Origin of the sequence: Pseudomonas sp. s4 (assembly GCF_046764235.1) — a bacterium.
Lineage (GTDB): Bacteria > Pseudomonadota > Gammaproteobacteria > Pseudomonadales > Pseudomonadaceae > Aquipseudomonas > Aquipseudomonas asiatica.
Map to the genome: position 1 here is coordinate 276,568 of NZ_CP177209.1, position 14,861 is coordinate 291,428.

Here is a 14,861-nt window from a genome sequence, read left to right on the forward strand (position 1 = left end):
ACCGACATGACCTGCAACCTCAAGCGCTGGACGGTGCGCCTGGTTTCGCTGCTGGCCTGCCTGCTGTTCTGGCAGGTCGCGGCGAGCGTGAAGCTGGACCTCGGGCTGCTGACGTTCACCTATGTCCCCACACCGAAGGCGGTGCTGGCAGCTGGCTGGCAGTTGCTGACCTCCAGCACCCTGCTGGCGCACCTGGGCAGTAGCCTGTCACGGGTTTTTGCCGGATATGGCGCCGCGGCGCTGATTGGCGTGGCCCTGGGGTTGTTGATCGGCCGCTCGAAATGGGCCGAGGACACCCTGCTGCCGCCACTCGAAGTGCTGCGGCCGATTCCGGCGGTGGCGTGGATCCCGCTGGCGATCCTGATGTTCCCATCATCGGAACTGTCGATGGTGTTCATAACGTTCACTGGCGCGCTTTTCCCGATCCTGCTGAACACCGTGCACGGCGTCGAGGCCATCGACCCGCGCCTGGTGGCGTCGGCGCGCAGCCTCGGTGCAGAGCGTTGGTCGATCCTGCGCGAAGTGGTGTTGCCTGGATCGTTGCCAAGCATCGTCACTGGCCTGGCCATCGGCATGGGTACTTCATGGTTCTGCCTGGTCACCGCCGAGATGATTTCCGGACAGTTCGGTATCGGCTACTACACCTGGGAGTCGTACACCTTGCAAAACTACCCGGACATCATCGTCGGCATGCTGCTGATCGGCGTGCTGGGCATGGGCAGCAGCGCCCTGGTCAAGCGCCTTGGGGAGTTGGCCACGCCTTGGTACCGCACGCGGAGGGCCAGTTGATGAACAGTTATCAACCAGCACCAGGGCGTATCGACGGGCGTGGCCTGTCGATACGACTGGGGCATGGCAGCGAAGCATTCGAGGCGGTGCAGCGTCTGGACTTTGCCGTAGAGCCTGGCGAGTTCGTCTGCATCCTTGGCCCCTCCGGTTGCGGCAAGTCGACGTTGCTTGGCGCCCTGGCCGGGCACCTGGTGCCCAGCAGCGGCCAGTTGAGCGTGGATGGCCAGGCCGTTGGCGGGCCGTCACCACAGCGTGGCATGGTGTTTCAGCACCACACCTTGCTGCCTTGGCGTAGCGTGCTCGACAACGTGGCCTTCGGCCTGAAGATGCAGGGCCAGGGCCGCGCCGAACGTCGCCGGCAGGCTCGTGAAATGCTGCAACTGGTGGGGCTGGCCGACTTTGCCGGGCGCTGGCCCAGTCAGTTGTCCGGCGGTATGCAGCAACGGGCCGAGATTGCCCGGGTGCTGATCAACCGACCGCGCCTTTTGCTGATGGACGAACCCTTCGGTGCCCTGGATGCGCAAACCCGTGCACGCATGCAGGAGCTGTTGCTGGATATCTGGGCAAGCATCCGCACCACCGTGGTGTTCGTCACCCACGATATCGACGAGGCGCTGTTCCTGGCCGACCGTATCCTGGTGATGAGCCCGCGACCTGGCCGCTTTATCGAAGACCTGCACCTGGAGTTTCCGCGCCCACGCCGCGCCAGCCTGCTGACCAGCCCTGAATTCACTCACCTCAAGCGTCACTGTCTGGCCTTGCTCCGTCACGAGGAAGGCCGCGAACTCCCGCGCCTGACCCCGCTGGGCCTGCCGGACACTGAGCACCCACCGCTACGGATCGCGCTATGACTGAACGAACGACTGACAACCCCGACATCCTTGCTCTTCTGCCTCGCCTTGGTGCCGCTGATGCAGGCGTGCGCCGCATCGCCCTGATCGAACTGGCCGACCTGGAAGACCCGGATGGCTTGCCATGGCTCACCGATGCACTGCTGGTGGATGTCGCCGACGAGGTGCGTGCCGAGTCCGCGCGCCTGCTCGAGGCCTGGGAAGAACCCGAAGTTGTGCAGGCCCTGTGTGCTGCGCTGGCCGATGCTGCCGAGCCGGTACGGCTGGCTGCCGCCCAGAGCCTCAGCGAACTCAAGAGCCTTGAAAACGGTCAGCTGATCCTGCCATGGGTCAAGCATGCCGATGCCTTCGTCCGTGCAAGCGCCCTGCGTGCCTTGCGCGAGTTGCGCCTGGAAGATGCTGCAGAGCCTGCACTGCTGGCCCTGGCCGATGGCGACGCCGCGGTCCGGCGTGAGGCAGTGGGTATTCTTGGCTGGCTCAAGCACCAGCCGGCATTGCCAGCATTGGCAAAGCTTGCCGCAGACGAGCCGGACACCGAGGTGCGCCGCGCGGCCATTGGTGCGCTGGGCCTCGCCCGCGACAGCGCGGTGGTGCCAGCATTGGTGGCTGCATTGGCTGACAAGGCCTGGCAAGTGCGTGAAGAAGCCGCCACCACGCTAGGCAAGGTGGGCCTGGCCCCAGCAGGCCCGGCACTGGTAAATGCTCTTGCCGATGACTTCTGGCAAGTACGTCTGCGTGCGGCGCGGTCTCTGGGGCGGCTGCGTCACGTTGCGGCCCTGGACGCGCTTGGCGAGTTGCTTGGCCACGGCATTGCCAACCTGCGCAAGGAGGCGGCTCTGGCCCTGGGTGAGCTGGGCCAGGCGCGTGCCTTGCCGGTGCTGCAGGCCGCCGAGGCCGATAGCGATCCCGAGGTGCGCAAGGCTGTGCGGATCGCCATGGCGCAACTGCGCGGGGCCTACTGATGAAAGCCCCGCAAGCTATTCGCAACATGCGCGGGCCCGGGCAACTGGTGCTGCAATGGCAAGACGGCGAACACAGCCTCAGCCATGCCCGCCTGCGCGGTGCTTGCCCCTGTTCACAATGCCGAGCGGCACGGCTGCAGGGGAGCATCAGTCTGGTGCGCGATGATGTGCGCGTGGTGCAAATCGAGCCGCAAGGATATGGCGTGCAGCTGGTGTTCAGCGATGGGCATGAACGGGGTATCTACCCTTGGGCTTACCTGCGTGACCTGATTGCCCAGTGAGTCTTTTTCGCGGGCATGCCCGCTCCCACAGGCTCAGAGCGCAATCAGCTCCGGCCTTAGCCCTTCGACCCGTCGCACCGGCGGCGTCAGGTAGCCGCCATCCCCGGTGATCTGGTGCAGCACCTTCTCCCGCAGCTCGTGAAGTGCCGTGCCCGTACGCAACCGTGGGTGTGGCAGGTCGATCTCCACCACCGACTTGATCCGCCCCGGGCGCGGTTCCAGAACCACCACCCGGTCGGCCAGGTAGGTGGCCTCTTCGGCGTCATGGGTGACCAGCAGCGTGGTGATGCCTGCACGTTCGCGAATAGCCAGCAGCTCGTCCTGCAGTTGCTGGCGGGTCAGCGCATCCAGCGCGCCGAACGGCTCGTCGAGCAGCAGGATACGCGGGCTGGCTACCAGGCCTCGGGCGATCGCCACGCGCTGGGCCATGCCGCCGGACAGCTGGTGTGGGTAGGCTGACTCGAAGCCGACCAGCCCCACCAGTTGCACGAACTCGTGTACCCGCCGCGCGCGCTCACCCTGGGTGAGCGGTTCGTTGACCAGGCCCAGGGCAATGTTCTGTTCCACGCTCAGCCAGGGGAACAGCCGGTGCTCCTGAAACACGATGCCGCGTTCGCTACCAATGCCGCTGACAGTGTGGCCGTCCACACGGATGTTGCCGCTGTAGTCGGTATCCAGCCCCACCAGCAGGCGCAGCAGAGTAGATTTGCCACAGCCGGAAGCACCAACGATGGCGATGAATTCGCCTTGGTTGATCGACAGGTTGAAGTTGCGGATGGCTTCCAGCGGCTGGCCATCGACGCTGAACACTTTGCCGACCCCCTCGAAGCTGACCAGGGGTGGGGTGGCATCGGGCTGGTTGGCCGCGTGCAGGTGCGAGGTGTTGAAGGCGTTCATGCGGTTCTCCAGCGCGTGGCGCGCGATTCGAGGCGTTGTCCAAGGGTGCCGAGCAGGGCGCCGACCAGGCCGATCAGCAGCATGGCGGCCATTACCTGGTCCATGCGGAACAGCTGCTGGGCGCCGATCATCAGGCTGGCGATGCCTCCGTCCGAGGGCATGAAGTATTCGGCACCGATGGTGCCCAGCCAGGCGTAGATCAGCGACAGGCGCAGGCCGGCAAAAATGGCCGGGGCTGCGCCGGGTAGCACCAGCAGCCGCAGGCGTTGCCACAGGTTCAGGCGCAGGGTGCGCGCCGCTTCGCCCAGCTGTGGCGAGAGGCTGGCGATACCGCGCTGGGTGGCGATCAGCAACGGGAAGAACGCAGCCATGCCGACGAATACCTGCTTGGCCCCTTCACCCAGGCCGAACCAGGCTGTGAGCAGCGGCACCCAGGCAAACAGCGCCACCTGACGCAACGCCGACAGGTTAGGCTCGAAGATACGTTCGGCATTGGCCGAAAGCCCCAACAGCAAACCGGCCAGCAGGCCAGCGCTACCGCCCAGCAGCAAGCCGGCCAAAGCGCGCTGCAGGCTCAGCAGCAAGGCTTGCGGCAGCGAACCATCGGCCAGGCCGGTCAGCAGGGTGCGCAACACTTCAAGTGGTGAGGTCAGGATGTTGCTGTCTACCCAGCCAAAACTGCTACTGAACTGCCACAGGGCCAACAGTGCCAGTGGCAGCAGCAGGCTTTGCCAACACCGCGGCACGGGGCCACGGTGCTGCTCCCCTGTGGCCGCTTGCGGCCAGTACAGCAGGCGCTTTTCCAGGGCCGAGAAGCCGCGCTCCAGCAGTGCGCCGACCAGGCCGATCACCAGGATGCACAGCAGCACCAGGTCGAGCATGAACAGCTGCCGTCCCCACACCATCAGGTAGCCAATCCCTTCGCTGGAGGCCAGCAGTTCGACCGCCAGCAGCGAGGTCCAGCCGGTGGCCAGGGCGAGGCGTACGCCGGTGAGGAAGGCGGGCAGGGCAGCCGGTAGCAGCAGGCGCAGGAACAGTAGATGGCGAGGCAGGCGCAGCACCGCAGCGGCCTCTCGCAGCTTGGGCTGGGCATCGCGTACACCGACCAGCGTGTGCAAGGTGACGGGGACCACCACGGCTTTCACCAGCACCACCAGCTTGAGCAACTCGCCGATCCCGAAGAACAGCATGAACAACGGGATCCAGGCCAGGGTAGGAATCTGTGCCAGCGCCACGAAGGTCGGCAGCACCAGCGTTTGCGCCCGCCGCGAAGCTCCCAGCCAAACACCCAGCAGCAACCCGCTGCCGATGCCGACCGCCAGCCCCCAGAACAACCGCTGCAAGCTTATCCACAGGTGCCCCCACAGCTCGCCGGAGCCAAACTCCACCGCGCTCTGCCAAACCAATGCTGGCGCCGGCAGAATCTGCTCGCTCATCCAGTGCTCCCGGCTGGCCACTACCCACAGCACGGCAATTGCTGCAGGCACCAGGTATGCGAGGCCTTTGTAGGAGCGGCCTTGTGTCGCGATAGGGCCGCACAGCGGCCCCCGGAGCCACCTCCGATTCCTGCTCAGAATTCCATTCATCGGCCATCTCTCAAGACGTTGTTAGATTATTCATTTATGGAATTAAAAATTCTGAAAAATGACTTTCAAGAGATAAGAGCATGCGTTTCATGCATACGGAAGCCCCCCGCCGTTGCGTTTTCCTCATATTTTCCATGCGCTTTTCGCAAGCCAGTCGCAGGCCCGCATGCCGCCTGATTTATGCCATTCAGTTACTGAAGAATGAATTTTCTGTCTTTGTAGGTTCTAGCCAGACCTGCCTAGCTTCTGGCCAAAGCGCCGGCCATCGCCGGTGGCAGCCTGCCAAGGAGCCTTGCCATGAAAATCCCGCTGCGCCACCTGATCACCGCCCTTGGGCTGGCCTTCACCCTCAGCGCCCACGCAGCTGAACCGGCCAAGCCAGCAAGCATCCGCATCGCCGTGCCCGACCTCAGCGCGGGCAGCAAGCCCAGCGCCGGTGGCGTGGTCGACGTGCTGCGTGACCAGCAACTGCTGGAGAAGGAATTCGCCAAGGACGGCATTCGCATCGACTGGCACTTCTTCAAGGGCGCCGGGCCGGTGGTGAACGAAGCGTTGGCCAACGGCCAGGCCGATTTCGCCTACCTCGGCGACCTGGCCGCCATCGTCGGCAAGGCCAATGGCCTGGATACCCGCGTGCTGTCGGCGGGGGTACGTGGGGTGAAGAGCTACCTGGGCGTGGTGCCCGGTTCCGGCATCAAGACCCTGCACGACCTCAAAGGCAAGCGCGTGGCGGTGTTCCGTGGCACCGCCAACCAGCTGTCGTTCGCCAGCGCCCTGGCCAGCCAGGGGCTTAGCGAGCGCGAGCTGAAGGTGATCAACCTGGACTTCAACGCCGCCAATGCCGCACTGGCCGCCAAGCAGATCGACGCCACCTGGGGCCTGTCCAACCTGCTGTCGCTGCGCGAGCGCGGGCTGGTAGAGCTACCGGTCAACTCGCGTGATCTGGAAGGAGCCGGCAGTACCCAGGCGGTACTGCTGGGCGCTGGCGATTTCATCCGCAAATACCCCGAGCTGGTGCAGCGCCTGGTCAATGCCCAGCAACAGGCCAGCGCCTGGCTGCGCGACGAACACAACCGCGAGGCCTATGTCGAGCTGGTGGCCAGCAATGCCAACTGGCCGCGCAGCATCCTCAATGACGACCTGGCCAAGGAAGACCTGGCCCATTACTTCGATCCACGGCTGGACGCCGAATTCGTCGGCCAGTTGCAACAGGGTGTGGACCTGGCCGCCAAGGAGCGCCTGATCCGCCGTGGCTTCCAGGTGGCCGACTGGATCGAACCACGTTTCCTCGATGTTGCGCTGCAACAAAAACAGGCCGTGCAGGCCGCCCGCTGAACCCCGAAAACCCGACAATGACCGCAAGGACACGACCATGAGCAATGCCGCCCTGGCCACCGCGCCACAAACCCTCGAACTCGACATCCACCCGGTTGCCGGCCGCATCGGTGCCGAAATTCGCGGGGTGAAATTGTCCGCCGACCTTGATGCCGCCACCCTCGACGCCATCCAGGCCGCGCTGGTGAAGCACAAGGTGATCTTCTTCCGTGGCCAGACCCACCTGGATGACCAAACCCAGGAAGCTTTCGCCAAGTTGCTCGGTGAGCCGGTCGCCCACCCTACCGTGCCGGTGGTGGATGGCACCAGCTACCTGTTGCAGCTCGATGGTGCCGAAGGTCAGCGGGCCAACTCCTGGCATACCGACGTGACCTTCGTCGACGCCTACCCCAAGGCCTCGATCCTGCGCAGCGTGGTGGCGCCGGCATCCGGTGGTGACACCGTGTGGGCCAACACCGCCACGGCCTACCAGGAGCTGCCCGAGCCGCTGCGCGAGCTGGCCGACAAGCTATGGGCGGTGCACAGCAACGAATACGACTATGCCAGCGTGAAGCCCGATGTGGACCCCGCCAAGCTGGAGCGCTATCGCAAAGTGTTCACCTCCACGGTGTACGAGACCGAGCACCCGGTGGTGCGCGTGCATCCGATCAGTGGCGAGCGGGTGCTGCAGCTGGGGCATTTCGTGAAGCGCATCAAAGGTTACTCGCTGGCGGATTCGCAACACCTGTTCGCGGTGCTGCAAGGGCATGTGACGCGTCTGGAGAACACCGTTCGCTGGCGCTGGCAGGCGGGGGACGTGGCGATCTGGGATAACCGCGCGACGCAGCATTATGCGGTGGATGATTACGGGACCCAGCCGCGGGTGGTGCGGCGGGTGACCCTGGCGGGTGACCCTGGCGGGTGAGGTGCCGGTCGGGGTGGATGGCCAGTTGAGCCGCACCACGCGTAAAGGCTGATATCGCCGGGGCCGCTTTGCGGCCCTATCGCCGGCAAGCCAGCTCCCACAGGTACATCACAGGCCAGAAGGCTGCGGTGATCTTGTGGGAGCTGGCTTGCCGGCGATTCGGGGGCAAAGCCCCCGTCAGCTAAAACTCGGTATCGCAGGCAATCAACTGCCTGACCAGCCCCTGAGCCAACGGCGATAGCCCATACCCCACCCGGCTCACCACCCCATAACGGGTATAGAACGCTTCTTCCTGCTCCACCGTCAGGTCGGCCAGCTGCAATGCCACCAATCCCCCGTCACGCTGATACGGCCGCAAGTTGGCATTGCAGGCAATGCCGATGGTGTCCGAATGCATCACCACATTCAGCAGTGCATAGCCGTGCTCGCACTCTACCGTCGGCAGAAAATCCTGCCGCCCGCTGAGGTCGCTGAGGATCTTGCGGATGTTCGGCGGGCGGAAGGTCGTGGCCAGGGGGTATTCGAACAGGTCACGTGCCCGCACGCTCTCGCGCCCGGTCAACGGGTGCCCGACGCGGCAGCAGAAGTGCCAGCGCTGCGGCGCCAGCCTGTGCACCTGGTAGTCCGGGTCAGACTCGAACTGGCGGGTGTCGGCGACGAAGAACTCGATCTCCTCGGCAACCAGCTTGCGGTTCAGCGCCTGCCAGTTATCCACCTGGAAGCAGGTACGTGCCGCGGGGTATTCGGCGACGAAGCGTGCCACCGCCCGCGGTACCAAACCCCCTGCCGGCGCCGGGCCGGAGCCAAAGCGTACAACGCCGGTAGTGGCACCATTGAACTGGTGGATCTCGTTGACCAGGTTGTGCGCCCCATGCACCAGCCGCCGCGAATGCTCCAGCACCAGCAGGCCCTGGCGAGTCGGCGCCAGCTCCTTTCTGGCGCGGTCGACCAGGCGGCAGCCGATGTTGTGCTCGAGGGTCTGGATGCTGCGGCTGAACGCTGATTGCGACAGGTTCACCGCAGCGGCCGCAGCAACGAAGCTGCGGTGCTCGACAAGGGCGATGTAGTGGCGCAGCTGACGGAGATCGATATGCATTTTTTACATTGAAACTTTCGGTCGAATGCAATTGCTGACAAGGGTTAGCCCCCTTATAAAGGGAGTCACTTATTCCACAAAATATGAATTACAAATATTTATATCGCCTAAAAGAATATAAGCCCGACTGACCGCGATTCGGTTCCGCCAACGGAAATGCTCGCCAGGGCCCATGCCTCAAGGAGCATTTGCATGTCCGGAGTTTCCCGTTGGCCTGCGCGCGCGTCGCGTTTCACCTTGCAACCCTTGGCTGCCGGCGTGCTGCTGGCGGCGTCCTCTGCCAGCTTCGCCGAAGAGCCGGTCAGCGCCACCCCGGCGGTGGAGCAGGAAGCCAAGCTCGGCACTGTCACGGTCAATGCCCGCCGCCGCGAAGAAACCGCGCAAAGCGTGCCCACGCCGATCAGCGTGCTCGACAGCGAAACCCTGGAAACCCAACGCATCTACCGCGTGCAGGACCTGCAGCAACTGGTACCCAGCACCAACGTCGCCTACGTTCATGCCCGCCAGTCGAGCATTTCGATCCGTGGCCTGGGCAACAACCCCGCCAGCGATGGCCTGGAAGGCAGCGTCGGCATCTACCTGGACAACGTCTACCTCGGCCGCCCCGGCATGGCGGTGTTCGACCTGCTGGACGTGGAGCAGCTGGAGGTGCTGCGCGGCCCGCAAGGTACGCTGTTCGGCAAGAACACCACAGCCGGCGTGCTCAACATCACCACGCGCAAGCCCACCTTCCACCGCGAGGGCAGCATCCAGCAGTCGATTGGTGAAGACGGCTATCTGCAAACCCAAGGCAGCTTCTCGGGGCCGATCAGCGACACGCTGGCCGGGCGCATCAGCGCCTATCGCACCGAAGACGACGGCTATGTGAAGAACATCCACAACGGCGACGACCTCAACGGCGGCAAGCGCCAAGGTTTTCGTACCCAGCTGCTGTTCAAACCGAGCGAAACCTTCAACCTGCGCTGGATCGGCGAATACAACGAAGAAGACTCCGACAACGGCATCCTCAGCCTGTACAGCACCGGCCCTACCATCAATGGCGTCAACCGCTACGAAAGCCTGGCCGCCCAGGCCGGCGCGACGTTGGTGTCGGGCAAGCACCGCAAGGTCAACTTCGACGCCGACCAGCAGGTGACGGTGTTCCAGGGCGGCACCTCGGTGGAGGCCAACTGGACCCTGCCCAACGACTTCACCCTGACCTCGATCACCGCCTACCGCTGGTGGGACTTCACCCCGCGCAACGACGACGGCCTCAACGTGCCGGTGTTCTACAGCGCCGGGGTGTCGGTGCGCGACAAGCAGTACTCGCAGGAAATCCGCCTGGCTTCGCCCACCGGTGGTGCCTTCGACTACGTGCTGGGCGCGTACTACTTCAAGCAGGACCTGGACAACAAATCCTTCACTTTCTACGGGCCGCAGGCGGACATCTGGAACCTCACCCCGGCCGGCGCCCTGGCCAACGTCGACACCATTGGTAACGGGCACATCGACACGGACAGCTACGCGCTGTTCGCCCAAGGCACCTGGCACATCACCGACCGCCTGGACTTCACCGCCGGCGTTCGCGGCACCTATGAAGAAAAGAGCGCCTGGGTGACCCGCGATGCACCAACCGGCGGTGCGGCAGTAACCGGGGCCGCCGCAGCAGCACGCCAGGGCCGGGTAGGCGCCTACGATTCAGGCGACCTCAACCAGTACAGCTTCAGCCCCTCTGGCCTGCTGGGCCTGAGCTACCGCTTCAACGAGCAATTGCTGGGCTACGCCACCCTGACCCACGGCGAGAAGTCTGGCGGTATCAACCTTACCGTTGGCGCTGCGCCACGGCTGGGCACCGATTCGCTGCTGGTCGGCACCGAGCGGGTCAACAACGCCGAACTCGGCTTGAAAAGCTCGCTGTTCGACGACCGCCTGCAACTCAATACCAACCTGTTCTGGGCCGAAGTGCATGGCTACCAGGCCAACGTCTACGACCAGATCAACCGCGTGCAGTACCTGGCCAACGCCGGCCGCGTGCGCTCGCGTGGCCTGGAGTTCGAAGCCACGGCACTGCCGCTGCGCGGCCTCACGGTCAACTTCAACGGCTCGTGGAACGACGTGCGCTACACCGAGTACAAGGACGCCCCATGCCCGCCGGAAGTGAGCCTGGCCAATGCCACTGCCACCTGCGATTTGTCCGGCCACCAGGTGGTCGGCGCCTCCAAGTACATCGCCAACCTCAATACCCAGTACAAGTGGCAGGCCAGCGAGCACATCGAACCCTACGTCACCGCCAGCTACGCCTTCCGCTCCAAGGCGGTGGGCACCATCGACGACTCCGATTTCGGCCAGATCCCCAGCTACGCGCTGGTAACCCTCTCCGCCGGTGTGCGCCTGGACCAGGGCGACGGCGTGGTGGACCTGTCGCTGTGGGTGAAGAACGCCGGTGACAAGACCTACTTCACCAGCCTGTGGAACTCCGCCAACGGTGGCTATGCCGGCGTGCTCGGTACCCCGCGCACTTTCGGCGCCACCGCCCGTTACGACTTCTGAGCACAAGGAGCTTTGCCATGAATGCCAAGACCGAAACCCCTGTATTGCCTGAGGGCGCCTGCCTGACCGCCAAGGTCCCCGAACGTGACGAGGCGCTGCTCGGCGACGTGGTGGTCAACCCTTATCGCCTGGCGCCGCTGACCGCGATCATTCGCGACGGTGGGCGCAGCCTGAGTGCCGCGCACGTGCGCGTGCTGGGCCGGGGTGAGCGCGGTGTGGACATCGCCTACGAGGTGTCCGACCGTTCGTTGTGGACCTATGGCGGCATCCCGGTATTCGGCCTGTACCCGGACCACGTCAACCAGGTGGAAGTGACCTACAAGCTCGACGGCGAGCGCATCCGCGAGCAGTACCAGATCTACGCTCCGGCCGTGCGCCTGCCGGTGGTGGCCAGGCAGACCGCTGCCTTGCCTGAAGTGCAGCCAGTCAAGGTAGCGCCAGGTTTTGAACAGCGCCTGTACCTGTTCAACCACCTGCAGGGGGACATCCCGGGCGGGCGCGCCTTCAAGTGGAATGCCCTGGGCGGCGCGGCGGAATGGGACCAGGTGGGTAACAACTGGATCGCCGACAGCAATGGCGACGTGCGCTGGTACCTGGACATCGAGCAGATCCACGACTCCAACCGCCGCGATGGCCTGGGCGGCACCATGGGCTTCCAGCAGACCCGCGATGGCAAGCTGATCTGGGGCCAGGGCCAGACCTACTCCAAGTACGACCTGCTGGGCCGGCGCATCTGGCAGCGCAGCCTGCCCGACAAGTTTGCCGACTTCTCCCATGAAATCCGCGAGACCGCCAATGGCACCTACCTGCTGCGGGTGGGCACCAGCGACTATCGCCGGCCCGACGGCAAGCGCGTGCGCTCGATCCGTGATCACATCATCGAGGTCAACGAGGCCGGTGATGTGCTGGACTTCTGGGACCTCAACCAGATTCTCGACCCGTACCGTGGCGACCTGCTGGAAACCCTGGGCAAGGCAGCCATCCAATTGCCGGCCGGGGTGCAGAAACAGGACGAGCGGCTGGCCAACGAACTGGCCGAAGGTGACCTGCCCTTTGGTGACACCCCGGGCGTGGGCACAGGCCGTAACTGGGCACACGTCAATGCCATCGACTACGACGCCGATGACGACAGCATCATCGTTTCAGCACGGCACCAGGGCGTGGTGAAGATAGGCCGCGACAAGCAGGTGAAGTGGATTCTCGCCTCGCCTCAAGGCTGGCCTGAGCGTCTGCGCGAGAAGGTGCTGACGCCGGTGGCGAGCGAAGGCTTCGACTGGTCGTGGACACAGCACACCGCCTGGCTGACCGGCAAAGGCACGCTGACCGTGTTCGACAACGGCTGGGGCCGCGACTTTGCGCCGACCAGGCTGACGGGCAACTACAGTCGGGCGGTGGAATACCGCATCGACGAGGCCAAGGGCACGGTCGAGCAGGTGTGGGAATACGGCAAGGAGCGCGGCGACGAGTGGTACAGCCCGGTGACCTCGGTGGTGGCCTACCGGCCGGAGACCGACACCCAGTTCATTTACTCGGCGTCGGTGAACTTCCTGACCCCGGAGAAACTGACCACCACCGTGCTCAACGAGGTGCGGCGCGGGACCCAGGAGGTGCTGGTGGAGCTGAAGGTGCACAGCCGGCAGCCGGGCAGCGTGGGTTACCGAGCCTTGGTGATCGACCTGGCCAAGGCCTTCTGACCCATCCCTCCGGGAGGGCCGTCGGTCCTCCCATCACATTTCCTTCAGCTCGTTCGTCTAACCTGTACTGGCCCTATCGCCGGCAAGCCAGCTCCCACAGGGACCCCACAGGTGCTGAATTTTGTGGGGTCCCTGTGGGAGCTGGCTTGCCGGCGATAGGGCCGGTTGCTACGGCACAGAAATGTGAAATTTCCGCCAGGGTGTTCAACCATTCGTTCTTTTTTTCGAACAGCCTATTGTCCAACACCCCAGCAGCCGCTTAGCATTCGTTTGAGATTTCAAACGCTCGATGCCCTGCCTTGGGCGCTTTTCAACAATCAACAATTCGGGAAGCCGACATGCAGCTCAAAGACGCTCAGTTGTTCCGCCAGCAAGCCTACATCAATGGTGAGTGGCTGGATGCGGACAACGGCCAGACCATCAAGGTCACCAACCCGGCCACTGGTGAAGTCATCGGTACCGTGCCGAAGATGGGCACCGCGGAAACCCGCCGCGCCATCGAAGCCGCCGACAAGGCTCTGCCGGCCTGGCGTGCCCTGACCGCCAAGGAGCGTTCGGCCAAGCTGCGTCGCTGGTTCGAACTGATGATCGAGAACCAGGACGACCTGGCTCGCCTGATGACCACCGAACAAGGCAAGCCGCTGGCCGAAGCCAAGGGCGAAATCGCCTATGCTGCCTCGTTCATCGAGTGGTTCGCCGAGGAAGCCAAGCGTGTCTACGGTGACACCATCCCGGGCCACCAGCCAGACAAGCGCCTGATCGTCATCAAGCAGCCAATCGGTGTTACCGCGGCCATCACCCCGTGGAACTTCCCGGCCGCCATGATCACCCGTAAAGCCGGCCCGGCCCTGGCCGCCGGCTGCACCATGGTGCTCAAGCCTGCCTCGCAGACCCCATACTCCGCCCTGGCCCTGGTCGAGCTGGCCCACCGTGCCGGCATCCCGGCTGGCGTGCTGAGCGTGGTTACCGGCAGCGCTGGCGAAGTTGGCGGTGAACTGACCGGCAACTCCCTGGTCCGCAAGCTGTCCTTCACCGGCTCGACCGAAATCGGTCGCCAGCTGATGGAAGAATGCGCCAAGGACATCAAGAAGGTTTCCCTGGAGCTGGGTGGCAACGCCCCGTTCATCGTGTTCGACGACGCCGACCTGGACAAGGCGGTCGAGGGCGCGATCATCTCCAAGTACCGCAACAACGGCCAGACCTGCGTCTGCGCCAACCGTATCTACGTGCAGGACGGCGTCTACGACGCGTTCGCCCAGAAGCTGGCCGCCGCTGTTGCCAAGCTGAAGATCGGTAACGGCCTGGAAGAAGGCACCACCACTGGCCCGCTGATCGACGGCAAGGCTGTCGCCAAGGTCCAGGAACACATCGAAGACGCGGTTGGCAAAGGCGCCAAGGTACTGTCCGGTGGCAAGATCATCGAAGGCAACTTCTTCGAGCCGACCATTCTGGTCGACGTACCGAAGACCGCTGCCGTCGCCAAGGAAGAGACCTTCGGCCCGCTGGCGCCGCTGTTCCGCTTCAAGGACGAGGCCGAAGTGATCGCCATGTCCAACGACACCGAGTTCGGCCTGGCCTCGTACTTCTACGCCCGCGACATGAGCCGTGTGTTCCGTGTTGCCGAAGCCCTGGAATACGGCATGGTAGGTATCAACACCGGCCTGATCTCCAATGAAGTGGCACCGTTCGGTGGCATCAAGGCTTCGGGCCTGGGCCGCGAAGGTTCCAAGTACGGTATCGAGGACTACCTCGAAATCAAATACCTGTGCATCAGCGTCTGATAGCACGGTAAAGGCTTTACCTCTGCCAGCGGGGCGCGAGAGCGACGTCTCGCTGGCCTTTTTTACATCGCAGTACCTGGTGGCCAGGGCGTTCACGGCAGTCGATCAACGAATACTGTTCGCGAGCACTCCCAGCCACCCCCGAATAAAAGCGCC

At 64.1% G+C, this 14,861-nt stretch carries 11 protein-coding genes and 1 pseudogene; 9 read left to right on the forward strand and 3 right to left on the reverse strand.

From position 1 onward, the window contains the following. Window positions 1–6 precede the first annotated feature (6 nt). The 4 genes from ACK56M_RS01290 to ACK56M_RS01305 are packed head-to-tail and all read left to right on the forward strand — an operon-like array spanning window position 7 to window position 2,883. Entirely contained in the window at window positions 7–789 is a 783-nt protein-coding gene (locus tag ACK56M_RS01290; protein WP_100413098.1) for an ABC transporter permease, read from the forward strand. Next, complete coding sequence (locus tag ACK56M_RS01295; RefSeq protein ID WP_054573374.1) at window positions 789–1,640, forward strand: ABC transporter ATP-binding protein; 852 nt, start codon at window positions 789–791, stop codon at window positions 1,638–1,640. The genes ACK56M_RS01290 and ACK56M_RS01295 overlap by 1 nt, the downstream gene beginning before the upstream one ends. Continuing rightward, window positions 1,637–2,602 carry a HEAT repeat domain-containing protein gene (locus ACK56M_RS01300; RefSeq protein ID WP_015268567.1) on the forward strand — a complete coding sequence of 322 codons (966 nt, stop codon included), beginning with the start codon at window positions 1,637–1,639 and terminating at the stop codon, window positions 2,600–2,602. Before ACK56M_RS01295 ends, ACK56M_RS01300 begins: the two co-directional genes overlap by 4 nt. After that, window positions 2,602–2,883 (forward strand): DUF971 domain-containing protein, encoded by a 282-nt coding sequence (locus tag ACK56M_RS01305; RefSeq protein ID WP_100413097.1) that lies wholly within the window; start codon window positions 2,602–2,604, stop codon window positions 2,881–2,883. The genes ACK56M_RS01300 and ACK56M_RS01305 overlap by 1 nt, the downstream gene beginning before the upstream one ends. Window positions 2,884–2,916: 33 nt before the next feature. On the opposite strand, the gene ACK56M_RS01310 is transcribed toward ACK56M_RS01305, so the two are convergent. Together ACK56M_RS01310 and ACK56M_RS01315 are read right to left on the reverse strand one after the other, a co-directional pair. After that, window positions 2,917–3,780: an ABC transporter ATP-binding protein gene (locus tag ACK56M_RS01310; protein ID WP_100413096.1), complete on the reverse strand. Its 864-nt coding sequence runs from the start codon at window positions 3,778–3,780 to the stop codon at window positions 2,917–2,919. Next, window positions 3,777–5,366: an ABC transporter permease gene (locus tag ACK56M_RS01315; protein WP_249353021.1), complete on the reverse strand. Its 1,590-nt coding sequence runs from the start codon at window positions 5,364–5,366 to the stop codon at window positions 3,777–3,779. The genes ACK56M_RS01310 and ACK56M_RS01315 overlap by 4 nt, the downstream gene beginning before the upstream one ends. Before the next feature lie 297 nt (window positions 5,367–5,663). Between ACK56M_RS01315 and ACK56M_RS01320 the strand changes: the two genes are divergently transcribed. After that, window positions 5,664–6,701 carry an ABC transporter substrate-binding protein gene (locus tag ACK56M_RS01320; protein WP_191472023.1) on the forward strand — a complete coding sequence of 346 codons (1,038 nt, stop codon included), beginning with the start codon at window positions 5,664–5,666 and terminating at the stop codon, window positions 6,699–6,701. Window positions 6,702–6,738: 37 nt separating this feature from the next. Beyond that, window positions 6,739–7,657, forward strand: a pseudogene (locus ACK56M_RS01325) (TauD/TfdA dioxygenase family protein). 129 nt (window positions 7,658–7,786) lie between these two features. Here the strand turns inward: ACK56M_RS01325 and ACK56M_RS01330 are convergent. Beyond that, window positions 7,787–8,701: a LysR family transcriptional regulator gene (locus tag ACK56M_RS01330; protein ID WP_411959221.1), complete on the reverse strand. Its 915-nt coding sequence runs from the start codon at window positions 8,699–8,701 to the stop codon at window positions 7,787–7,789. Between the two features lie 156 nt (window positions 8,702–8,857). On the opposite strand from ACK56M_RS01330, the gene ACK56M_RS01335 reads away from it, so the two are divergent. The 3 genes from ACK56M_RS01335 (at window position 8,858) to gabD (ending at window position 14,705) form a co-directional block, all read left to right on the forward strand. Next, window positions 8,858–11,230, forward strand: coding sequence for a TonB-dependent receptor (locus tag ACK56M_RS01335; RefSeq protein ID WP_411959222.1), 2,373 nt, complete (start codon window positions 8,858–8,860; stop codon window positions 11,228–11,230). 17 nt (window positions 11,231–11,247) lie between these two features. After that, entirely contained in the window at window positions 11,248–12,924 is a 1,677-nt protein-coding gene (locus tag ACK56M_RS01340; RefSeq protein ID WP_015268575.1) for an aryl-sulfate sulfotransferase, read from the forward strand. A gap of 338 nt (window positions 12,925–13,262) precedes the next feature. Further along, on the forward strand, window positions 13,263–14,705 hold the full coding sequence (gabD, locus tag ACK56M_RS01345; protein WP_015268576.1) for an NADP-dependent succinate-semialdehyde dehydrogenase: 1,443 nt from the start codon (window positions 13,263–13,265) through the stop codon (window positions 14,703–14,705). The last annotated feature ends 156 nt before the right edge of the window (window positions 14,706–14,861 follow it).